At 61.5% G+C, this 22015-nt stretch carries 23 protein-coding genes and 2 pseudogenes; 12 read left to right on the top strand and 13 right to left on the bottom strand.

Features of this window, described 5'->3' with window-relative positions:
- Positions 1-9 precede the first annotated feature (9 nt).
- Entirely contained in the window at positions 10-489 is a 480-nt protein-coding gene (locus G333_RS0105095) for a hypothetical protein (RefSeq protein WP_019627856.1), read from the top strand.
- A gap of 379 nt (positions 490-868) precedes the next feature.
- On the opposite strand, the gene G333_RS0105090 is transcribed toward G333_RS0105095, so the two are convergent.
- The 7 genes and pseudogenes from G333_RS0105090 to G333_RS0105065 form a co-directional block, all read right to left on the bottom strand.
- A complete protein-coding gene (locus G333_RS0105090) occupies positions 869-3007 on the bottom strand; it encodes an AAA family ATPase (protein WP_026340893.1) in 2139 nt (712 codons plus the stop codon).
- 74 nt (positions 3008-3081) lie between these two features.
- Entirely contained in the window at positions 3082-3558 is a 477-nt protein-coding gene (locus G333_RS0105085; RefSeq protein WP_018158268.1) for an RDD family protein, read from the bottom strand.
- 69 nt (positions 3559-3627) lie between these two features.
- Positions 3628-3699, bottom strand: a pseudogene (locus G333_RS15250) (zinc-ribbon domain-containing protein); the annotation flags it as partial.
- Between the two features lie 76 nt (positions 3700-3775).
- The gene (locus tag G333_RS0105080) at positions 3776-4153 is read right to left on the bottom strand and encodes a hypothetical protein (RefSeq protein ID WP_196800518.1); all 378 of its coding nucleotides are present in this window, start codon (positions 4151-4153) and stop codon (positions 3776-3778) included.
- 144 nt (positions 4154-4297) lie between these two features.
- Positions 4298-4999 (bottom strand): YajG family lipoprotein, encoded by a 702-nt coding sequence (locus G333_RS0105075; protein WP_019627853.1) that lies wholly within the window; start codon positions 4997-4999, stop codon positions 4298-4300.
- Positions 5000-5019: 20 nt separating this feature from the next.
- Complete coding sequence (locus G333_RS0105070) at positions 5020-5628, bottom strand: hypothetical protein (RefSeq protein WP_019627852.1); 609 nt, start codon at positions 5626-5628, stop codon at positions 5020-5022.
- Complete coding sequence (locus G333_RS0105065; protein ID WP_019627851.1) at positions 5625-6656, bottom strand: YafY family protein; 1032 nt, start codon at positions 6654-6656, stop codon at positions 5625-5627. The genes G333_RS0105070 and G333_RS0105065 overlap by 4 nt, the downstream gene beginning before the upstream one ends.
- Positions 6657-6842: 186 nt before the next feature.
- Between G333_RS0105065 and G333_RS0105060 the strand changes: the two genes are divergently transcribed.
- The 3 genes from G333_RS0105060 (at position 6843) to G333_RS0105050 (ending at position 10337) form a co-directional block, all read left to right on the top strand.
- A complete protein-coding gene (locus G333_RS0105060; RefSeq protein ID WP_012982523.1) occupies positions 6843-7031 on the top strand; it encodes a hypothetical protein in 189 nt (62 codons plus the stop codon).
- A gap of 466 nt (positions 7032-7497) precedes the next feature.
- A complete protein-coding gene (locus tag G333_RS0105055) occupies positions 7498-9306 on the top strand; it encodes an ATP-binding protein (RefSeq protein WP_038038016.1) in 1809 nt (602 codons plus the stop codon).
- Between the two features lie 53 nt (positions 9307-9359).
- A complete protein-coding gene (locus tag G333_RS0105050; RefSeq protein WP_019627849.1) occupies positions 9360-10337 on the top strand; it encodes a sensor domain-containing diguanylate cyclase in 978 nt (325 codons plus the stop codon).
- Positions 10338-10449: 112 nt separating this feature from the next.
- On the opposite strand, the gene G333_RS15045 is transcribed toward G333_RS0105050, so the two are convergent.
- The 3 genes from G333_RS15045 to G333_RS15245 form a co-directional block, all read right to left on the bottom strand.
- Entirely contained in the window at positions 10450-10926 is a 477-nt protein-coding gene (locus tag G333_RS15045; RefSeq protein ID WP_155986106.1) for a hypothetical protein, read from the bottom strand.
- A 267-nt stretch (positions 10927-11193) separates the two neighbouring features.
- Positions 11194-11673: a hypothetical protein gene (locus G333_RS0105045; RefSeq protein WP_231373017.1), complete on the bottom strand. Its 480-nt coding sequence runs from the start codon at positions 11671-11673 to the stop codon at positions 11194-11196.
- Between the two features lie 304 nt (positions 11674-11977).
- The gene (locus G333_RS15245; RefSeq protein WP_038037945.1) at positions 11978-12253 is read right to left on the bottom strand and encodes a hypothetical protein; all 276 of its coding nucleotides are present in this window, start codon (positions 12251-12253) and stop codon (positions 11978-11980) included.
- Between the two features lie 196 nt (positions 12254-12449).
- Between G333_RS15245 and G333_RS15240 the strand changes: the two are divergent.
- Positions 12450-12677, top strand: a pseudogene (locus G333_RS15240) (type II toxin-antitoxin system HicB family antitoxin); the annotation flags it as partial.
- Positions 12678-12744: 67 nt separating this feature from the next.
- Here G333_RS15240 and G333_RS0105035 read toward each other — a convergent pair.
- Positions 12745-13509 carry a hypothetical protein gene (locus G333_RS0105035; protein ID WP_019627845.1) on the bottom strand — a complete coding sequence of 255 codons (765 nt, stop codon included), beginning with the start codon at positions 13507-13509 and terminating at the stop codon, positions 12745-12747.
- Between the two features lie 375 nt (positions 13510-13884).
- Here G333_RS0105035 and G333_RS15365 point away from each other — a divergent pair, with 375 nt between their 5' ends.
- Positions 13885-13998 carry a diguanylate cyclase gene (locus tag G333_RS15365; protein WP_019627844.1) on the top strand — a complete coding sequence of 38 codons (114 nt, stop codon included), beginning with the start codon at positions 13885-13887 and terminating at the stop codon, positions 13996-13998.
- A gap of 270 nt (positions 13999-14268) precedes the next feature.
- Positions 14269-14967: a hypothetical protein gene (locus G333_RS0105025; RefSeq protein ID WP_019627843.1), complete on the top strand. Its 699-nt coding sequence runs from the start codon at positions 14269-14271 to the stop codon at positions 14965-14967.
- A gap of 223 nt (positions 14968-15190) precedes the next feature.
- Here G333_RS0105025 and G333_RS0105020 read toward each other — a convergent pair whose 3' ends face one another.
- Positions 15191-17251, bottom strand: coding sequence for an ATP-binding protein (locus tag G333_RS0105020; protein WP_231373016.1), 2061 nt, complete (start codon positions 17249-17251; stop codon positions 15191-15193).
- A gap of 228 nt (positions 17252-17479) precedes the next feature.
- Between G333_RS0105020 and G333_RS15155 the strand changes: the two genes are divergently transcribed.
- The 5 genes from G333_RS15155 (at position 17480) to G333_RS0104995 (ending at position 21408) form a co-directional block, all read left to right on the top strand.
- A complete protein-coding gene (locus G333_RS15155) occupies positions 17480-17641 on the top strand; it encodes a hypothetical protein (RefSeq protein ID WP_019627841.1) in 162 nt (53 codons plus the stop codon).
- 62 nt (positions 17642-17703) lie between these two features.
- Positions 17704-18699 carry a hypothetical protein gene (locus G333_RS0105010; RefSeq protein ID WP_019627840.1) on the top strand — a complete coding sequence of 332 codons (996 nt, stop codon included), beginning with the start codon at positions 17704-17706 and terminating at the stop codon, positions 18697-18699.
- A complete protein-coding gene (locus G333_RS0105005; protein ID WP_019627839.1) occupies positions 18696-19424 on the top strand; it encodes a DUF3320 domain-containing protein in 729 nt (242 codons plus the stop codon). Before G333_RS0105010 ends, G333_RS0105005 begins: the two co-directional genes overlap by 4 nt.
- 445 nt (positions 19425-19869) lie before the next feature.
- Complete coding sequence (locus tag G333_RS0105000; RefSeq protein ID WP_019627838.1) at positions 19870-20148, top strand: helix-turn-helix transcriptional regulator; 279 nt, start codon at positions 19870-19872, stop codon at positions 20146-20148.
- A 3-nt stretch (positions 20149-20151) separates the two neighbouring features.
- Positions 20152-21408 carry a type II toxin-antitoxin system HipA family toxin gene (locus tag G333_RS0104995; protein WP_231373015.1) on the top strand — a complete coding sequence of 419 codons (1257 nt, stop codon included), beginning with the start codon at positions 20152-20154 and terminating at the stop codon, positions 21406-21408.
- 226 nt (positions 21409-21634) lie between these two features.
- On the opposite strand, the gene G333_RS0104990 is transcribed toward G333_RS0104995, so the two are convergent.
- On the bottom strand, positions 21635-21967 hold the full coding sequence (locus tag G333_RS0104990) for an MbcA/ParS/Xre antitoxin family protein (RefSeq protein ID WP_026340887.1): 333 nt from the start codon (positions 21965-21967) through the stop codon (positions 21635-21637).
- Positions 21968-22015: the final 48 nt, after the last annotated feature.

The raw sequence follows: 22015 nt of genomic DNA, 5'->3' as shown, positions 1-22015 counted from the left end.
GAGAGAAAAATGCACAACGAACAAGACGTCCGAAACCCGAACGCAACGAACGAACCACCGGTCAGGGACCACACGATTGGCTTTGTCGGCTACGTCCTGTACATCGCCGCCCCATTCACCGGTGGCTTGACCGCAATTGCTGCCGTGATCATCGCGTACGTCCAGCGTGAGAATGGAGACAGCATCCTGCGGACTCACTGGAACAACATGATTCGGATTTTCTGGACCTCGTTCGTGGTGCTATTGGCAGTGCTCGCAATCTGGATGGCATGGATGAGCGCTTTCGGCGCCGCCTTCATGGGCACCAGCCAGCATGGAGCTGCCGGTCAGGCGCCCGACATGGGCTCCCTGATGGCGATGGCCGCTGCGGCAAGCCTAATCACGCTGACCTGGACGGTATGGGTGATCGTCCGCAGCGTTATCGGCATCATCGACCTCAATCAGGGACGCGCCATGGGCCAGCCACCGGGACTGTTTACGGGGCGGTGAGGCCACACAGGCCGGCGCCCGGAAACGACCAGCGTCATCCAGGCCCGGCTATACGCCAGCAAAGGGATTATTCGACACCGGTTACCGGCTCGACATGATGATTGCAACGCGCGAATGTGCCGAGAGAATCCGGCGGGCCTGTTCAGCATTCTGGCTCGGGGCATGGTTTCACTTTTCAGGGCTGGCATAGCCGAGCACCCAAGTGAATTGAAAGAAAGGGGCTTTCACGCCAAAAGGGGCCGGCCGTCACCCAAATCGATCGGCAGATGGGTGTCCGACAGGGCGCGGCCGGCGCAACTCGCCTTGCAGTTACAGCCTCGCCCACCTATGGATGAGCCATCCGGCCAGACCCCGATTTCTCCGCATGCTCAGCCCCGGCCTACGCGAATCCGGCTCGTCGCTTGCCGGCATCGGGCTTCATAGCGCTTTCTGACACCAGGGCTTCAAGGGCGGTATGGGCATCGACAGCCTGATAGCCGCGCAAGGTCCGGTAACGGCGCGCGACGGTCGCGAAATCCCCCGGGGTCAGATTGTCGAGTCCGGCAAGCACGTGGCGTTGCCCGGCAGACATCTCCGACGGATCCAGGCCCAGCGTGCGGAGGAGTTCACCAAACATCGTGTCTCGCTGCTCGGCATCCAGTGCCCGCAGTTCCAGCTTGTAGTCGAAACGGCGAAGGGCGGCGGAATCGATCGCTCCGAGGAAGTTGGTGGCGCAGATGACCACCCCGTGGAACTGTTCGATCTGGACCAGGATCTCGTTGGTCTGGCTGACTTCCCAACGTGCTCGGGCCGATTCTCGACTGCCGACAAGACTGTCGGCTTCATCGATCAGTACCACCGCGCCCTCGTCCTCGGCCGAACGGAAGAGCCGGGCGATGTTCTTCTCGGTCATCCCGACATAGGGTGACAACAGGGCCGAAGCCGGCCGTTGAATCAAGGGGCGATCAGCCTGCTCCGCCAGATGGTTGGCAAGGGCGGTCTTGCCGGTCCCCGGCACCCCGTGCAGCAGGAGGCTCCCCTCCCCCGCGGCCGCCAGGTGTTGCACCACCGGCTCGATTGGCTGATCCGTATTGAGCATGTCAAGGTCGTATCGCAGCAGATCGGAGCCGCGTCGGCGCACGGGCGGGCTCCGTTTCTGCAGGTGCGCCTGGCGCGCCAGTTGTTCGTCCAGGAATGCCTCAATGCCAAACGTCGGGTCATCCGCATGCAGCAGCCGCGCCACCCGGAAGGCGCTTTGTACCTCGGCCGGGGTCAGGCCATCGATCTGCGCGGCGCGGTCGATCCATGCTCCGGAGACCGGCAGATCCTCGCAGGCATGCTCAATGAGTGTGCGCCGGACCGAGCGCGGGGGCTGCCGCAGCTCCAGGGTGTAGTCGAATCGGCGCAGGTAGGCGCGATCAATTTGGCCGACATGATTGGTGATCCAGATGGCCGGCGCGGGGTTCGCCTCCAGCATCTGGTTGGTCCATGCCTTGCCGCCGGCGCGCTCGCCGCGACTCCCCAGGCGCATCCCTCCCCGGCGACCGTCGAAGACATCCTCGATCTCGTCGAACATCACCGCATGGCCGGGCGCGCGCGCCAGGGCATGCTGGCACAACTGGTAGGCGCGCTGGCGGCTGCGCGGCTCCAGCGGATCGCCGCCCTCGTCCTCGAAGTTCACCTCCACCGCGGTGAGCCCGGCCGCCGCCGCGGCGGCACGCGCAAACTGTGTCTTGCCGGTGCCCGGCTCTCCATGGATCAGGATGTTGATGCCGCAGGCGCCCTGCCGGGATGCCTGGCGAAGAAGCGTCGCGACGCGTGCCTGCTCCGCTTCCAGGTGCGTCATCGGCAACAACCCCTCCTGGGGGGCGGGCGAAGGTCGGAAATACGTCCGGAAGATCGCATCCGGGGATGCCTCGGGGGCGTCCAGTTCCAGACCGATCCCGCGCAGCAATTCGTACTCCATCTGAGGGGAATCCATGCCGATCCGCGTATCGAACTGAATCAGCCCCGAGCGGATCAACGCGCCATCCCCGGACAGTGCCGCCCGCACATCCCGTTCCGGAAGATCCAGAGCGATGGCCATCGCCTCGGTCGTGCTCATGGCCACGGCCTTGCGCGCGATCGCAACCATGCTGGAGAGATCGGCATCCGCCTCGTGCAACACCAGAAAAAGGAGAATCTGCTGCTCGCCATCGGTCAGCCCCAGCCGTTCGCCCAGCGCGCGAATGTTGGTCGCAAACCGCGGACGTTGGGGATGCACCGGGCGCCGGCTCACGCAGTCGAGCTGCTGCTCCAACGCCTCGTCGATCCGCTCCGGGTCGAGCGTGTCGTCCAGGGCCTCCACATCGCCCTCCGGGGAGAGGTCCACCCCGAGATCCGTCAGGGTCTCCGGCTGCAGCTCATGCAGGAGCCGATCCCCGTGATCGCGGCGGCGGGCCGCCACCCAGAGCCGCAATGCCCACAGGGCCGCCTCGCCCCGAAGGGGACGCGACTGGGATGGATAACGGCGGGACCGAAGGCGACCGAGACCTGGCATGCTGAATCTCCTGATGCGACTGGAGATCCAGTATCCGACAGCGTCGCGACGGTTTTTGTCGCCTGGCAGCCGGTTCAGCGTCGAAGCACCAGCGTCGAGGCAATCAGGTCATGCAGGCCCTGCTTGCGGCGAGTGAACGCCACCATCAGAAAGCCGATGAACAGGATCAGTGCCGAAAGGATCTTGGACCAATAGCGGGCATTGGCCCGGCCGAAGCCGATACGGCTGCCATCCAGATCCGTCACCCGCAATCCGAGCATCCGCTTACCGGGGGTGGCTTGCCAGCCGGACGATTCGAACACCGTCCAGTACAGCCACGCGATCACAATGCCAAGGAGTTGGCCGAGCCCTTCCGCCCCGGCTTCAATCTCCTGCCCCGTCGCGGACCCCATCATCATGAGCCCGTACACGAACCCAATGGGCAGGACGATGAGCAGCGTTACGATCAAGGCGAGGACGTAGTCGATCACCCAAGCCAACAATCGATACCAAAAGCCCGCGTAACGTAGATCCGTAGCGGCATCGCCCGCCGAACCGGCTTCGTGATGCATCACTCCTGACCCACCCCCTGCAGGGCCAACCGGCCCGCGCGTTCCCGAGGCCTCCGCCACCGACAACACCGCACCGCATTTCCCGCAGAACCTGGCGCCGTCGACTACCGGCGCGCCGCATTGCGTACAGAACCTCTCCATGTTCAGTTCTCCTTGTCGTCCGTACGTAGCATTTTCTATCGACGATAGTCGGGCATTCCGTCCAACCGCCGGCCCCTTATGTCTGTTGGCGCTCGAGAAAACGCTCAACATCCTCGCCCTGCGGCACCTCGATCTGGAAGTGCTCGTTCAACCAGTCCGCAGAAATGGGGGACAGCAGGACAAACCTCGACACGCTTGGACTATCCACCCCTCCGAGCAAAAAGAAGCGGTTTCTCTCGATGGTCTTGATCGTGTACCTCTTGTGTTGCACACCCGCAGGGTAATTTGCGTGGAAGAAGTCCAGGTCAAAGCGCCTTGAGCCGTCCTTGAATAACTGCACTCCGAATACCTTCACAGGCGAGTAAGCCCGAAGTGACGGGCCGAACTCCTCACCCATCAATTCCAGCGCGTACCAACACCCTGCTTCGAGCGTGAATCGTCCGCTTGGAGTCATGGGCTCACGAACCTTTTCATGGCCGAATCAAACGGCGCTCTTCATAGAGCTGCCTAGCCGGAAGCAGTGCTTGTTGGGTGGCCTCCCGCAGGAACGGGAATCGTTCAGGGGTCGTGCGAACCCGTACGGCTTGCAACCGCCCCATCAGTCCACCAACTGGAGTACCCGCTCACGGTATTCGTCTTCGGACAACACACCCCGATCCCGAAGGCGGCGCAGTGCTTCGATATCCGCCTCCAACTCGCTTGAGGGCTGGGTTTCCGTGGGCCCTTCGGCGATGGCCCGGTGCAGGTGCTCGTCGTCCAGGGCCTCGTCGATCGTCTCCCACAAGGTCCGCGTCAGGATCTCTTCCAGCTTCTCGATGGATGCGAAGACGCCGCCCCCGGCACCGCCCTCGACATTGCTTGAGCGAACCGAATTCTCGTAGGCGATCGTGCGCGAGCCCTGTTCGATCAGGGTGACATCAAGCCTCGAATGCGCCTCACGCCGCATCACCTGGTTCGAATCCAGTTGCTCGATATCGACCTCCAGGATGAAATCCCCCTCTCCTTCCTGCGCCAGCATGCCGCGCTGTTCCAGCCCCGTGATGAACTGTCCGCGAACCACCTCGGATACCGGCTCCTCGGTCTCGAGCGTCTGCAGCGGATTCCCGAAGCCACCCCGAATGGCCCCCAGCCAGTTCGAGCCGTGTTGTCGGCTGTCCGTAACGGAACCCATCTCGACATTCGCCGAACCGACGCCAACCGTGTCACTGCTCTGTGCAGGATCCAGGCTGACAGGCGTCGTGGTGCACCCGACCAGCAACATCCCGCCCAACATCAGCCCTGCCAGTTTTCCGCTGATCACTATCTCTTCCCCTGTTGGGCTTAGGCCCTCGCCTGTTGCCTGCGACTTGATGGAGCGGCCGAGTCACGACTCGCCCGTCCCCCGAAATAAAGCTCGGTCGCGTGCGCCTCGGTGAACAGGTCATGCCCTCGCACACATCGGGTCTGCGTCGCCCAGACGGTGAAGGCCCCGTCCTGGGTTTTGTCGCCACACACCTCTTCCAGGCACGTCACGACGTCATCGCATTGCACACAGCGAAGTTCTCCCGCGATCGCCGAAACCATTTGCGTGAACCGACCGCGCAGTTCGGACCGGAACGCGTCCGGGAGATCGGTGATGGCATCGACACGATCGTCCGCGGCCTGCAGCCATAACCGAAAGGCCCGACGAGTCCCGTCCGGTCTTGCCGCGACCACAGGTGGGTTACGTTCTTCCAGCCAGTACTCCAGGTCGCGGGCGGAAACAATCCATTCACAGCCGCCGCCTGACGGCCCCTGCTGGGGCGACAGAAGCCGAACACGGCGGGTGCACCGTGGAAGCCCCAGCAACAGATTGCCCACGGTCCATGCCCGAATGTCCTCGCGCGTTGCCAGGCGCTTGCGACCGGACAAGCACGCCCAGCTGTTGCGCAAGGCGCGGAAGGCCCTCATGCGGGATCCTTCGTTCGGTAGGCCAAACGGGCGGATTCCAATTCCTGGGCAATGGCGTCGCGCAGTGACGGGGGTCCAACGACCTCGACGCCTGCACCCAGCCCCAGCAGCCACCACTTGAGCCGGGCGGTGTCGCGCACGGTGGCCGTCACACGCGAGGTGCCGTCGGGACCCCGCTCAATGAGCTGGTCTTCCGCCAGGCGCGCCTCGTGGAGGTGGTAGGCAAGGTCCGCATTTACCCGGAGTTCCAGGGGGATGGCATCACCCTCGGGATAGTCGAAGGCGCCGTTGCGGATGATCTGGTCGAGGTCGAATCCGCCCTCGGGATCGCGGGCGGGCTGATCGGTCAGGGCCGCGGCCTCGATACGGTGGGCCGCCAGATGCACGACATCCTGATGCGGTTCCATCGTGGCCAGCAAGTAGGTAACCGGTTCGCGGAACACGAGTGCCAGCGGATGGATCCGGTGGTCTTTAACCTGCCCCTTCGAACGGGAACGGTAGGTGATATCGAGGCAGCGGCGTTCCAGCAGGCCCTGCTGCAGGACCAGGAACACGCCGTCCGGCATCTCGGGCGGAGTGAGCGGCGGACCGTTGGAAAGGATGCGAACCCGCTCGGGCCACAGGCTCAGACCGGAGGCTTCGCCGGTGGAGTCCAGGACTTCCCGGGCGCGGGCAGCCTGCGGCTTGAGTCGCGCCCGGGCCGAAGGCGGTAGCAGTTGTGCGGAATGCGCGTCCAGGATCTGGAGGGTCAGGGCCGTTTCCGGATCCATCGCCGGCACGTCCTGCAACGGCGCCTCGGACAGCCAGTACCAGCCGTACGGGCGGTCCCGTTCATCCCGACCCAGCGGAAGGAACCCAGACAGGGCCTCCAGATCCCGTTCGATGGTACGCAGCGTGGTGGAGAGCCCGCGTGTCTGGAGGCGTCCGACAAGATCCGGTGCGCTCACTCGACGGGGCTGCCGCGGGATCATCCCCAGCAATAACATCCGGCGCTGCAGCGTGGCGCGCATTCCCTGCCCTTCCGGCATCCCTTCTCTCCTGTCGCCCGGTCCGTTAAATGCCGGTGCATTTGCCGCCACCTTATCCCACACCGCCCTCATGGCAAACCGGACCCCTGCCGTGCCGTTTCCTCCCAGTACATCGCATCGGGGCGTCAGGTCATGTCGCACAAAAGCGCCAGACTGTCCGAATCATCACCGGATCAGGAGATCGCCATGAGATGGATCGTGATCGGAATCGCATGCCTGTTGGCAGGGTGCGCCGCGACGGTGCCTGCCGGATTCGGGAAGCCCTCCATCTATGACGCCGACGGGAACCGCAAGGGCTACATCACCGAAGGCGCCCTGGGTCAGAAGCAGGTCCGCGATACTCGAGGCGTACTGCTCTACGAGATCCGCGACTGATCGGGCAACACGCATTCGCCAAGGAGTACGAGGCCCGTCCCTTTAGAGGGACAAGGACGGTCCTTCCGAATCTGTCATGCGTCAAACTCTGTCGCCTTCCTGGATGAAGCTGGGGCCTCACTAGATCCAGGAGTGCTCCATGCCCTTGAACCTTCGTCGTCGCCTACGCAGGCACCGCATGCGATCCAGCCGTCCATCCCCCTCGAACGACGTACGAAACATGAGAACGCTGTGGAGCCTGCGAATCCTTGCAACCGCCCTGCCGCGGGATGCGAGCGACGATCTGGGTTCCTTGGCAAGTAGAGGCAAGCTAAAGGAAATCGGCATAAACCTCGACGAAGAAGACGAGGATGACCATCGAGCCTTGGAGCACGCCGTTCACGAACGCCTTCAGACATTCGAGGCCGATGAATCGCGGTTCCAGGACCGCGCGATCGCGCGGAACGTCCGGATCCTTGCTGAACCATTGGGCCTGAACGACACCGAATGCGAAATCCTGGAGTTTCTCACCATCTATGCGTCCCACTACAACTTTGAACACCTGTTATCCGATGTTCGCGAATCCTGCGACCTGGCCTCGGCAGAAATCGTCGCGCTTGCCCTGAACCGGACCACAGGGGAGATCCAGAACGCCCTCTCACACAGCGAAACCCTGGTCCGTTCTGGCCTTGTCAGGGTGTCGTCGTCCAACGGGCGCGATCTCGGGTTCGATTTGCTGGACAGCCTCGCCTCCCAACTGCTCGGAACGCTGGATTCCCCCGATCGCATCTTCGCGGGGTTCTTCCGTGACGCGCCCGTTCCCGAGGAGAATCAACTTGCCCTGTCGCACCTCGAACCCGATATCGAACGAGTCAAGGCGCTGCTCCTGCAGGCGGCCGGGGATGGCGTTCAGGGCGTCAACATCCTGTTGTATGGACCCCCAGGCACGGGGAAGACGCAGATCGCACGCCGCGTCGCCTACGAAGCCGAGCTACACGCACGGGAGGTGAACCACGAAGATGACAACGGTAGCCCGATGGAACCGCACCGTCGGCAACGCGCCTACCAGCTCTGCCAGTACCTGCTGCGCCGTACCACGGATGCCTTGATCGTCTTCGACGAAATCGAGGATGTGTTCGACGCCAGTTCAGACGCGGCGCAGTTTGGCGGCCACCATCGCTCGAAAAACCGCGGGAAGGCCTGGACCAACCAGATGCTGGAAGAAAATCCCGTTCCGGCGATTTGGATCACCAACCATTGGGATCAACTGGACCCAGCGTACCTGCGCCGTTTCGACTACGCCCTTGAAGTAGGGCACCCACCACGCTCGGTCCGACGCGAACTCCTGGCGCGCGCCTGTGAAGATCTCGACGTGACCGAGGCCTGGCTCGATTACACAGCCGGGAGAGATGCCCTGACCCCCGCCGAGATCAGCCGCGCCGCCCGGGTGGCACGGCTGCTACGTAATGGCCCGGATGCGCCGGAATTGGTTATGGCGAATCACCTTAACCAGCAAGCAGAACTTCGGGGGCGCCCACCAATGATCACGCCCCGTGGGCTGGATGCACTGGACTACGGCCTCGAATATCTCAATACCGACACGCCGGTCGAGGCGGTCGTCCAGCACCTGGTCGCTGGTGGGCAAGGCACCCTGCTGGCGTATGGCCCACCCGGCACCGGCAAGACAGCGCTGGCTCATCATCTTGCCGAACACGCGGACCGTCCGCTGCGCAAGCGCACCGCCTCGGAACTGATCTCGCCATACGTGGGAGTGACCGAGAAGAACCTGGCCCAGGCTTTTCGGGAAACGCGGAAGGAAGGGGCCGTTCTGTTACTCGACGAGGCGGATAGCTTCCTCACGGCTCGGTCCCGGGCCCGCCAGACCTGGGAGATGACGCAAACCAATGAACTGCTGGTCCAGATCGAGGCATTCGACGGCATCCTCATCTGCGCCACCAACTGCCTCGAAGCCCTGGACCCGGCCGCCCTGCGCCGCTTCGACCACAAGCTGGAATTGCGCCCACTGGATCACCAGCAACGCGCGCAACTCTTCGACCAACTTGTCTCGCGACTCCAGCCGAGCGATGCAGACGATCGTGCCGCGCTCGATACCGCTCACGCCATCGTACGCCAGCTCGACAGCCTCACTCCTGGCGACTTCGCGACGGTGGTGCGAAGCCAATCGCTCCGAGGCACGCCAAGCGCGGGCCTCACCTTGCAGGCACTTGCCAACGCCCTGGTCGCCGAGCATCGCATCAAGCCTGGTGCGGGCGCACGACGGGCTGGCTTCGCCTGACCCAAAACCGCCGACACGTAGTAGCACGGATTGCAGAGGCCAAGGAGCGCCACATGGATGACATTCAAGATGCGACGCAAGCTTCCACTATTGCCGCCCTGAAGGCGGAAAGGGATCAACTCCTCACGCTGCTGAAAGCCCTCCCCGACATTTCCTTCGTGCTGGACGCGGAAGGGCGGTACGTGAAGGTCATCGGCGGGGCCAATGAGGCCATGTATGCGAGCGGCAAGTCGCTGGAGGGCTATACGCTCGCGGATGCCCTTCCGCCCGCGGTCGCCGAGGCATGCTTGACCCACGTGCAGCAAGCCCTCCACACCGGAGAGATGCAAACGCTGGAGTATCAACTATGCGTTGCCGATGTGACGCTGCTTCCTCCGTCCGTTCGGGATACCGAACACCACCAGACCGAACAGTGGTTCGAGGGCCGGGCCCTGCCGCTGCCCAGCTACGATCATTCGAAGCCGGTGGTCCTCTGGGTCGCGGTCAACATCACGCCCCGCAAACAACTCGAACAGTACTGGCGCGAGGCGGCCTACACCGACCCCCTGACCGGCATCGCCAACCGACGGGCCCTCTTCGAGCAGGCGGAGCATGAAATCGAACGGGCTCACCGGCACCACCGCCCGCTTTCGCTGCTCGTCCTGGACATCGACCACTTCAAGACGATCAACACCCGGTACGGCCACGCCCAAGGGGATGAAGCCCTGCGTCAATTCACACAGGGCTGTCTGAATTTGCTGCGCGACACCGATCTCATGGGTCGAATCGGAGGCGAGGAATTCGTGATTCTCCTGCCCGAAACCGACCAGGTGGGTGGAGAGCGCCTCGGTACCCGCGTGGTCGAGGTGATACCGACCCTCGACGTGCTGGGAATGCATCCCGAGGACAGGATGACCGTATCGATCGGGGCCGCCACACTCGTAGAAGACGAGGGGTTCGAAGGCCTTCTGCAACGTGCCGACGACGCTCTGTCCACGGCAAAATGTTCAGGCCGAAACCGACTACGACTGGATCACACGGAAAACACCTAGGACCAAACCCGAGTCGATGCCAATATGGCCGAAACTCGCCCACTCGCGAACGCGGAAGGGCGGGGCAGATCCTCGGCGGGGCCTCTTCAAGGTGTAGCTCAACCGCCGCGCGTCACTGCCGCCAATAGCCCCCAGAACATTCGAACTGCAGAACCCCTGGGAAGTCCCAGTTCCGGACAAGATATTTTTCGCTCCCCTCGGCGGCAGAATCGATACTGTGCCTATTCAGGGCGGGTTTGTGTGCGGCGATGAGGATGGACTCAACAAGCCTGATCTCCTGCCCAGAAAGCTGCGTCGATGGCAGCCCAGTCGAGTACGATAAATTTTGATGAAACCAGAAACGCCCCTTGAAGTGCTCGCCGAACCGTGTCGCGAAAGAACGTTGATTATTATCATTCAAGGTTGTCTCGCCAATATAGAGTAGGACGTTGGGGCCATAGACCGGATGCGCTCCATAAATGCAGTAAAACCCGCATTCATTCAGCCTCACATCATCGCTAGCGTCAAGTTCGTAACGCGCAGCATGTTCGTTGTAGGCAACCGGTCTGCACTGAGACCAAGAAATATCGATTAATTCAAAATGCGGCACAGAGCTCTCCTCCGGACTAGCGATAAACGTTAAGGGGGGCGCGCCGACGGCGCGCCATCGTATGTTCGCACAAGGATACTTGTTACGGCCACCCCTAACCTTTAGGGAGACTCTGTTCTAATCCACCACTTGAACCGTACCGACTTTTCCGGAGGCTCTGACTGACCCTTAGGAGGAGAGAGTGATAAGTGAGATGAGACGGTATAGCCCGGAGATCGGGGAACGCGCTGCCCGGCTAGTGTGGAAACATAAAACGCGACCCAACAGTTAAGCCCAATAGAGGCAAACCCTCAACGGGTCTCTATCCGCGACATACAGCGGTGCGGCCAGAACCAGGTCGGATCCTTCAGAAAGGTTTCGGGTTACGGATTGCGCAACCCTATCCACCGTTGCCGGCGTCATGGTGGCATCGACCGGAAGCACCACCAGAGCCGAGGACACCGGACCACACCGGCTCATCTGTGTGGCGAGATACCTTTCGACGTCCGCCATATCGCGTTGTGCTCTGGGGGCCGGATACTCGGCCAGTACACCCACCCCACGAGACGCCGGCAGCACCGAGAACACATCGGCCGCATCGATACCCATCATCCCCGGAGAGAGCGCGCGCTGGAAAAATCCGGCGACCTCCGAGGAATGGGCGCGCGGGAACCGAATGCGCTTGGCGCGTGGCTCATGCCCGCCAACATGGACCTCGGCAATGGACCCACCAAGACCGTCACGGTCGTCCTCCAGGCGGAGACTCAAGGCGGCGGGTCCACATCGCGCTAAACCTCGCCCGTTTGCCGAGGTACCGGGATGGCTCTCAAGAACAGCGAGTGGGCCGCTTCCCGGTTGCTGGACCCATAGTGTCCAACCGCCATCGCCATGCTCTACAACGCGGCTCTCGAAATCTTCCACTTCATCCCCCTTGAATCCATTCCAACCACCCGGAAGCCATGTGAGAACCCACTGCTTGGTTCACAGGCGGCCGCTTGCGCAGGAGCGCTACCCCCAATGCGAGATCAGGCACAGTTCGTGGATCCAGGCATCTGCCCACTGCCCACCCTAATCAGTCGATCTGGCGCAGCATTCGACCATCCGTTCCGCGAATATACGTAGGTGCCGAGCCCGGTCCCTCTTCTACCGTCCCCAGGATCCGCCCGTCCGGGGCACGAATGTACGTCGGCCCGACCCGCTTCTCGTCGACGTATACCGTGATCCGACCATCCGCGTCGCGGATCAGGGGCTGGCCCACGTGGTGACTATTACCCGAGCGGAGCGGTGCAGCCTGCAAGCAAGGCCAGCACAAGCGGGGCAATACCCCGGCTAGGCGCTTCGTCTTCATTGGCCTCGTGCTCCGACTGAATGCGTTCCCAGCATCTCACCCCAGTGCGTCGTTTTCTGTCGCCCAGGTTTTGTATGGAGTCGTATCGGGTGGAACGGAATTCACCCCCGGGTCCGCGACCGCCCTCAACACCAGCCTCGTGGGTCACCGGAAAGACAGCCTTATCGACTGTTGACGCAAGACCAGGAACATTGCCATGAACGCACAGCATTACCCTGTACGCATCGAGCGCGACGCCGCTGGACGGTACCTTGCCACCTGCCGCGACATACCGGAGGCGCTCACCGACGGCGCTGAACGTGATGAAACCAAGACCGAGATGGCCGATGCGCTGATGGTCGTGTTGGAGGCCTACCGGCTCGAAGGCCGCCCGCTGCCATCGGCTTCGCGCCCGGAACCGGGCGAAGTGCTCATCCGCGTGAAACCGAACCATCGGCCTCGTTGCCGGCTGACCCTAGGCCGGCCAATCACATCCCTTTTGCCGTCTTACGTCACACGTTCCAATACCGGATCGGATTTTGAACGTGCTTTAACTCGCTCTGCACGATGCGCCTACCCCGTTGCCCCACAAAACGCTCCCAGTCTTCTGCCTCCGCGGGTTTCCCCACAAACCCGTATCGCCCCTGAATATCCTCCCTCGGCTTCATTAGCCCCGGGAAATTCTCCTGCTTCGCCTCAAGCCATTCCTCGACCGTGAAAGCGCCAACCACAACACCACGAATCACCGCAAGCACATGCTTCGCTTTCGCAGCACGGCGGGCGTCAATACGCCACGCATAACGCACTTGATCATATATATGCTCGACCGATGCGCGATTCTCAATTGCATTTATGTTGATCAATACTAGCTGATCTTCTCGGAGAACCGCGAGTTCTGGCAACTCATATTTATCGACCACTTCTTTCGCACTCATGGGGCCACGATCTCCGCTCCCCGCTCCACCTTGAGCATTCGTCAGACCTGGGTACGCGTCAATCAAAGCCGCCTCAACCTCACTAACCACTTCAAGCGAAGGTATATCATGCCGATGGATAATATGAATCACATCAAGGCCCGCATTTCGAATAGCCTCGATCTTGCTTCGCTTTGGGTCCATTTCCCCGCTTTCATCATCCCCCGCGGAAATCTCCCCTTTGGCGTGCTGAAAAACGCGATTCCCCTGCCCACGTCCGACATAGAATGTTTCGCCATTTCTCGGATCCACGAGACGGTACACGTAATAACCAATCGCCTGACACACAAAATCTGAAAACATTGAAACGTGCTCCTTTCTTACTTGTCGAACAAATATAACGAACTAACGGATCGATCTGCAGGCAGTCTAGGATCGGCAGGGTATACTTTGGAACCGCGGTTGCAGCTACACTCTCACCCTCCTCCAACTTGACTCGCCTTAAGTGTCGCGCGCTCACGCGTCGTTTTCTGTCGCCTGGCCGTCGCATTTTAGGATCTCGGCGGAAACCGGCGGAACGGGGATGACGCTATATTAGTTTTTTACTTATCTTTTGTCGCCTCATGGACGTACTACCCAAGGAGCATCACCTCCGTGGACCCTGCTTCCTCTCCAACCTCCCGCGGCGCCCATAAAGCCGTGTACAGGGAACGGCCCCTGCTCCTCATCCTGTAGCGGATGGAGCGCGCGCATCGCCACCAGCACCCTCTCTCCCTGCTGGAAATCGATTTCGATTACTTCAAACGGCTGAACGATCAGCACGGCCATGCAGCGGGCGATGAAGCTCTTTGACCGATCACGCAGGCGTATGAAAGGATGCTGCGCGAGTCTGATTGGATGGCACGTACCGGAGGGAAGAGTTCACGATCTTGTTGCCCGAACCAGACCACGATAGGGCGCTCGACCTATCCAGGCGGCTCATCGATATCGTGCGGGAACCCGTCTATCCCTACGCCGAACCCGAGGGCCCACAGACCGTCTCCATGGCCGCCACTTCCATTTACTTTTTTATCTTGAACAAACACAAAATCAATCCGCCAACCACACAAGAAAGAGATTCACATGAAACGCGAAGACGCGAACATTGCCAACAGCATATTCCCGGGATTCAACGACAAGCATGGAATTATGTTTTGCGGATATGAATGGGGCTACGATAAAGAAGACCAGGAAGCTGATAAACTTCAAACAGAACCTGTGGCCTTAAATGGCGACATCAAAGTGACTTTCGCCAACAAGGCACCGATGTACGGTGATAGCGCCCTACGCTGGAAGTACGACAACAAAATCATGACCTGGTTCGAGCTGTGGGGGCATCCTCTTAACAGAGAAAATGAAGGCGATTTCGAAAAGACCATCATCCAAACCAACTGGTGCCGGTCACAGGCCCCCAACATGGGTGGTGAAATTAAAAAGAAGCTCAGAGACGAAAAAAACTGGGGGAACTTCCTGTCTCATATCGAAGCCTTCGAACCTTCGGTACTCTTCCTATTCGGATCTGAAATGATCGAAGCTCTTCAGCGATCAGACATCCTGAAACGATTTAAGTCCGTCATGGGAACGCATGAAATACCAACTCGCATTCAGAAAGATGGGATGGGAACGCGATTCGTTATATCCTTTCAAAACTTCGAGAAATGCAACGTGATATCTCTTCCGCACCCGAGCGGCTCTAGAGGAGTAAGAAATGAATACATTAAATCATTTGCAGATGAGATAGGTGGCATCCTCTCTGAGTACCGTGCAAAAAGAAGCATATGAAAGCACCAAACTCCCCAACATGAACGCCTCATCCACCAATCGCACGTATACCCATCGTGGATTCACAGAATACCGCAACGCCTGAATCCAGATGGGTTGAACCAGCCGCCGCTGTAGTATGGGTGGACCTCAGCTCAATGCCATGCAGGCGGGGTCTACGCCGGTAACGCGGACACTTCGTGTCACGAGGCGCTAGATGATCCCTAAGCCAGGGCAAGAAAAGTCAGAGGAACCCAGATTTCCGTCCCTCGAGTCGTCCTTTCGAGGCGTTCTCGCGCTCCAGAGCATTTACGAGCGTTTCCGGCTCAAAACGATGCCCGAGGTTGCAGGCACGCCGGAACAGCACCGCAAAATCGCCGGGGGCCAGGTTCTCCAGTCGCCCCAGCCTTTGTCGCAAGCAACGCGCCTCGGCGGAGTCTGGCATGCCAAGGGTAAGCCCTGCCAAGAGGTTCAAAAACAGACTCCAGCGCCGGTCGGCATTCGGATATTGCAGTTCGATTTTGGCGTCGAACCGCCGCATCACGGCCGCATCGAGTCGATCGAACGCGTTCGTTGCGCATACGAAAATGCCCTGGAACTCCTCCATGCGCGTCAGGAGTTCGTTGGTCTGGGTGACTTCCCAACGATGTCGAGCACCGTCCCGATCGGTGAGAAAGCTGTCGGCCTCGTCGAGGAACAAGACAGCGCTGGATTCCCTCGCCTGCTCGAACATCTCGGCGATGTTGGCCTCGGTCTGTCCGAGAAACTGGGCCAGCAGGTCGGATGCGCGCTTCAGGATCAACGGGGCATCAAGTTCCTGCGCCAATGCGCGGACGAGCTCGGTCTTTCCGGTTCCCGGTGGGCCATAAAGCAGGAGACGCCCGCGGCCACTGCGCTGAAGACCCGCGAACAACTCCTCCAAGTCAGTGCTGGACTCGAGGGCCTCGCGCTTCCACGGGAGCGTTTCCTCTGACGCCTTCGGCAAGGCCGAAAATCCCTGCACACCGAGGTGTTGGTCGATCTGCTCTCGGAGGAATGACTCCGTCATCGCCACATCCGAACCCGAGTCCACCATGCCGCCCAGAGTCGCCACCTGACGCATGATCGCTGGAGTGACGGCGCGATGGTGTGCAAGGGAGTCTTCGAATCCCGCCGATACCGGGACCCCTTCGAAACAACGCCGCACCATTTCGCGCCGCGTCGTGGGGCCCGGGGATCGAAACTCCCGGACGTAGGTGAAGCGGCGCAGATATGCGGCATCCATCTGGTTGGTCGAATTGGCGACCCAAATACTCGGTACCACACCGGCTTCCAATCGCGAGTTGATCCATGCCTTGCCGACTCTGACACCCCCACGCGACCAGGCCGGGAGCCCCTGGTCGGCGGACGCTGAGAAAACATCGTCCATGTCATCGAACAGCAGCAACACGTTGCCTTGCTTTCCGTAGAGGTTCTGAGCCAGGGACCAGCGGCGAAGCCGCTGCAGGGGAGCAATCGGTTCGCCATTCGGTTCGCAATGCGCCACTTCCACCAATGACGCGCCGAGCTCTTGAGCCAGGAGCCGCACAAACTCGGTCTTGCCTGTTCCAGGCCCTCCATAGAGAAGGATGTTGACCGCCTTGCCGCCCTGCTGCTGGCTCTCCCGGATGATCCGGACCAACCGGTGCATTTCCTTTTCCAGGTGGGGGATGTCGCTCACCGCGATTTCCGGCGCCGGTGCGGGCGTGTAGAACCAACGCAGCAGGTCCTCGACCTCCGATACCTCTTTCGACAGCTCTTCGGCCATCCGACCACGGAGCTCGACCTGCAACTCGTTTGCCCGTCCGAGCCCGGGGCCAATAGAGGACACCAACCCGGTTTCCCAGATGCGGCCCCGCTCATCCAATGCCTCCCGGACATCCCGGGTCGGAACGTCGAGCAAACGCCCCAGAATGTAAAAGCTGCGGCCCGAACGCCGATCGAGATACACGTCGAGCGCTTCGTACAGATCACTACTGAGATGGATCAGCGCAATCGCGCCCAACACCCGTTCTTCAACCGCCTCAAGGCCGACTCGTCTGCTTAGCCTCGCCAGGTTGGTCCGCATGGGTTCGGGAAAATCGTCGGATACGCCGTGGTCCAGAAGCTCCCGAATGCGGCTCTCGATTGTCGACTCTTCCTCTGTGCCCAATGCATCCGAAGGCCCTTCGCCTTCCAGCCCACACGCGGTCCGCACAGATGGAGGGAGGTCAGACCACGACACATTTGCATGGGTCTTCAGGTCATCCAGGATGCGCAGACACCACAGTCGAATGAGCAATTCCATCTCCGCCATATCGTCGTTGTGCCTCCGGTCGATCCGAGCTACTCCGCCCACGTCGGTCTCCTATCGGGATGCAATGCAATCATCAACCCAACAGACGACGATTTCTGACGCGCGCGGGAATCGCCTTGGTAGCTCGCTACAAACAGACGACCAATTCGGGCCCGCAGCGACGGTTACGTTGCGCCAGCACAAAGCGCCATCAACAAGCGTCAGGATCTGGGGGAACCTTTGGCCCAAGAAGAAACGGAACGAGACGAACAGCCCAACGAGCAGGAACTGCAGATGCGTCGGGAGAACATGCAGCGCCGCATGGACAACGAGGCCGCCGCCGGATTCGACCTCCTGGATGAACCCGACACCAACGAAAGGGCGAAAGGCGCCCGGAAGTAACGCGCGATCAGAGGGTGCAACGTTGGGCGGTTCATGCCAAGCGCGGGTGGTACGCTCGGTCCATGGCATTGCTGAAGGTTGGCGAAAAGGACCGTGACGGCCGGCAGAAGCGCATGGAGCACACCGGGCGCTATCTGCGGGCCAGTCGTACCGGCGGGCTGTCGCTGCGCGCGCAGACGCGGGCCGCCGGCATCAACCTGACCGGCAACACCAACCACGGCGTACGGGTGTCCACCCGCCTCGCGAAAAACACTCAGGTTGCCTTCCAGAACGGTCGCTTCATCCTGCGCGGACGCTATGGATCGGATGCGGCCAAGTTCAACCTGTCGAAGTCGGGTGTCACCGTCTCCACCAAAACCCCGATCGGCTCGTTCAACTGGATCCGGCCCGGGCGCTCGTCAGCCAAGATCGCGGGAGTTCAACTGCGGGGGCACAACGCAGCCGCCATCCAGGGGATCTTCGCACTCTTCGCCAGCGTTTACTGGCTCTTCGGTGGGGTACTGCGACTCTTCGCGGGGCTTATCGGCGGGATCGGACGACTCGCCACCGCGGCCCAGGCCCGACGTCAGCTTGCAGAGGAGGAAGCGGCACGCCCTCAGTTTCAATTGGACACGGTCGGGGCACTGGGCGAGCAGGCTCTGGCCGAGCACGGGGTCGACCCTTCGACCTGGTCCGGCCGGGATCAGCTTGCGGCCCTCGCCTTTGCGTTCCTGGCCCTCGGCCGCGGGGCGGCAACGTTGCCACAACGCTCTACCGAAAATAGCTCGGCCCCAGCGGCTGAGGCGGCCTTGTTCGAGGACATGCAAACCGCCGCCGAGCACTGGAGCATCTGGCTGGGACCCCTGCCGCCCGAAGACATCGAACCGGCCATGGGGATCGTGACGATCCTCGCCCGGAGCCTCGGGCAGACGGCCGATTCGGAGTGGCGCGGCGAGGTCCTGCTGGCCCTGGATGACGCCTGCCTGCGCGATGGGCCCAAGACCCTGCTGCAGGAAGCGATGATCGACCTCACAGCCGAGACCATGGGCGTGGAGCTGGTCCTGGAGGGAGAACGATGAGCGAGACAGATCCTGGCTCCCTGGAGGCCCTGGTCCGGGCACACCAGCATTTCCTCCAGCACCCGGGGCCAAATGAAACCTGTGACGCCTGGCGTTCGTATTGTCGCGACCATGATTGCGACTGGCTGACCACGTGGGATACGCAGCCCTACCGGGAAACCGAGACGAATGAGCTCGCTCTATCGGGACACGAGCGGTTCGACGACATCCCGGAGGAGGCACTCGATCGGGCACTGTTGACGATCGTCGACACCGAAGGGCCGGTTCACCTCGTCATCCTCACCCGGCGGTTGCTTGAGGCCGCAGGGTTTTCCCGGGCCGGCTCCCGAATCCAGGCGCGCATCCATGAGCGTCGCGCGGCCCTGGGTGCGCAGGGCTTGATCCGCCTGAAGGGTGAATTCTCTGGCCGTGACGAACAGTTCGCGGTGCCCTGCCTGCGGGACTGGATCAATCTGCCGGATGCGCTGCGCCAGCTCGACCACGTCCCCGATACCGAACTGAAGCTATCGCTGGTTCGCACGGTGGCCGAAGCCGGCACACTCGACCGCGATACGGCCATGAACGACGCCCTCCACCGGATGGGGTTCATCCGCCTGACGGACAACGCGCGGGACCGGCTTCAGGCACCGCTGGACCGGGCACTTCAGGAAGGATTGCTGGTTCAGGGAAAAGAGGGGTTGGAGCCCGGCCGAAAAGCCTTTGAGAGGCCTCGACCAACTCCCTGATCAAGGTGCTGTGCGGGGCCGAGGAAGAGGTTCGAAACGATGGGGTACCACCGGGTTCAGGCCGGGTGCTGGAGGCGATGCTGAACCGGGGCGCCCTACCGCGCGGGGATGTGGCTGGATTGCCGGGTCTCAGCGAGCGCCAGGCACATCGCTTCACGCCGGCCCTGCCGGCACGAGGGGTGGTGGAGTCCCCCTCCCGGCTCCCGAGTCCCTTTGCGACTCGCATTGCCGGTCAGACTGGCGTCGCGACTGATGCCGGGGCTATTCCCTTCGGACAGATGACAACCCAAAGGCAAGAGGTTGATCAGCGCGCTCGTCAGAACTCACCTCGGAAAACCACGAATGTCCAGTAAATACGACATAAACGCACTATAGTGACTACCAAAATAGACGCAACTGGGCTGGTCACATGAGATTTCGTCCCCTGCCACCCCTGGCGAACGCCATGAAGAGGGTGGGTGAAAACATCGAAATTGGCCGCAAGCGGCGCCAATGGACCGAAGCGATGATGGCAGAGCGTATTGGTGTCAGCCGGCAGACGTATTCGAAGATTGAGGCTGGTGACCCGACGGTGAGCTGGGGCGCCGTGGCAACCGCTCTGTTTGTGCTGGGAATGACCGATCAGATCGAAAACCTTGGTGCGCCCGAGAAAGATCCCACCGGACTCCGGCTCAGCGAAGATCATCTCCCTAAACGGGTCCGCAGGCCGCGCAGGCGAGATTGAGTCATGACGGAACATGCGCGCGGAATCGAAGTCTGGGTCAATCGCATGGGTACAGACACCCGCGCTGGCACACTGCGGTCTTCATTCCAACGCGGAACAATTCGGACGAGCTTTGAATACCGCGCCGTTTGGCTGCACTCACCGCTTGCGTTTGCCATTGATCCATCGCTACCGATGCGTGAAGGGCCTCAATACCCAAGTGATGGTCATTCGCTCTTTCCAGCCTTTGCCGATGCGGCCCACAACCGATGGGGGCGGCATCTGATTGCGCGCGCAGAGTGGTACGCAGCCGCCCAGGAACATCGGCCCCCTCGCCCACTGTTCGACATCGATTACATCCTCGGCCTCACCGACCGGTATCGCATGGGCGCGCTGCGCTTTCGAGACCTCCGGGACGATCAGGCAGGAACGCCATTCCTTTCGCCATCTGATGAAAAAACACCTTCAGTAACCCGGATGCATGAAATCCAGGCAGCGGCTCAGCGCCTGGAGTCCGGCACGGAAACCGCGAGGGATGTACAGATCCTGCTGGGTCCCGGCGCCTCGTTAGGCGGGGCGCGTCCCAAGGCCGTGGTGGCCGATGAGTTCGGCTCGGAATGGATCGCCAAGTTCGAGCGCGATCAGGATCCGCGGCCGGTACCGCGATGGGAAGCATTGACCCTGCGGCTGGCTCACGACGCGGGCATCGTGACGCCCCGTTTCCAGTCCATCGCGGTCGATGGCCGCAGCGTCTTCCTTGCTCGCCGCTTCGACCGAACGGAGGACGGCAATGGACGCGTTCCGTACGCAAGCGCGATGACGCTTTGCCGCAAGCGCGACGGGGATGACGCCAGCTACCTGGAGATCGCGGGAGCCATCCTGCAGCATGGCGGTAGCCCCCGGGAGGACCTGCGGCAACTATGGCGCCGCATGGTGTTCGGTGTCCTTGTCCGAAACACGGACGACCATCTCCGCAACCACGGGTTCTTGTGGGATCCCGCCTCCGGGTGGCGCCTCTCGCCCGCATTCGATATCAACCCGATGCCGATCCAGGAAGGCGCAGCCGTGCATGCGTTGGCGCTCGATGACCGCGGTGATCGCACCGGCTCGCTGGATCTGGTCATGGGCGTCCACGACTACTTTGGTCTCTCGTCGCAGGAAGCCCAAACCATCCTCCAAGAGGTGACCCGGGCGGTCTCGCAATGGCCGCGACGGGCCCGCGACTTTGGTTTGGGCGCGGCCGATTGTCGCCACATGGAGGGAACACTTCCCGCCCACTAGGCCGCGATTCCTCCGCGTTCACTCGCCTCAGGTAATCCAGTCGTTCATCGGCCCCGCTCCGCGCGGATTCAGTCTTTACGCGCCGGGCGCAGCCAATCCAGACGACACGGGCGTTGACGGGCCAGGGTCCCGCCTTCCCTACCATTCGACCGATTGAAAATACGTCGAACGCGCCCAGGGTCCCGCGGACCCAACACGCCTTTGCAGCGTCATTTCGGCGAAACCGTCAGGCGACGGGGCTACCCAGATAGCCCCTGATGCGCAACAGGCCCAGCAAGCCCTCCGCGCTGACGACTTCTGCCGGTGTTCGGCCATCGAACGCACGGTTGTTCGCCTTCATCCAGCGATAGGCGTTCTCCCGATCGTGCGGGAACAGCAGGCGTAGGTGCTTATGGATTCCCAGGATATGGCCAGCGCGGTCCAGCACCTCGGAATCATCGGCCAGCGGCGCCCCTTCGCGATACGAAACGAGCCGTTTCGCGTCTTCCCGCCCGAGACCCAGCATGGCGAGCGATTCGTGGGTTTCGAGGCCCCAGTTCTCGAAGGCCTGCGTCACCATCCGCGCCAATGCGCGACGTTCTTCGACCGAGACCGATGGGGATGCTGC

It is taken from the genome of Thioalkalivibrio sp. AKL10 (genome assembly GCF_000381845.1).
Taxonomy (GTDB): domain Bacteria; phylum Pseudomonadota; class Gammaproteobacteria; order Ectothiorhodospirales; family Ectothiorhodospiraceae; genus Thioalkalivibrio; species Thioalkalivibrio versutus.
This window is presented reverse-complemented; position numbering and strand designations above follow the sequence as displayed.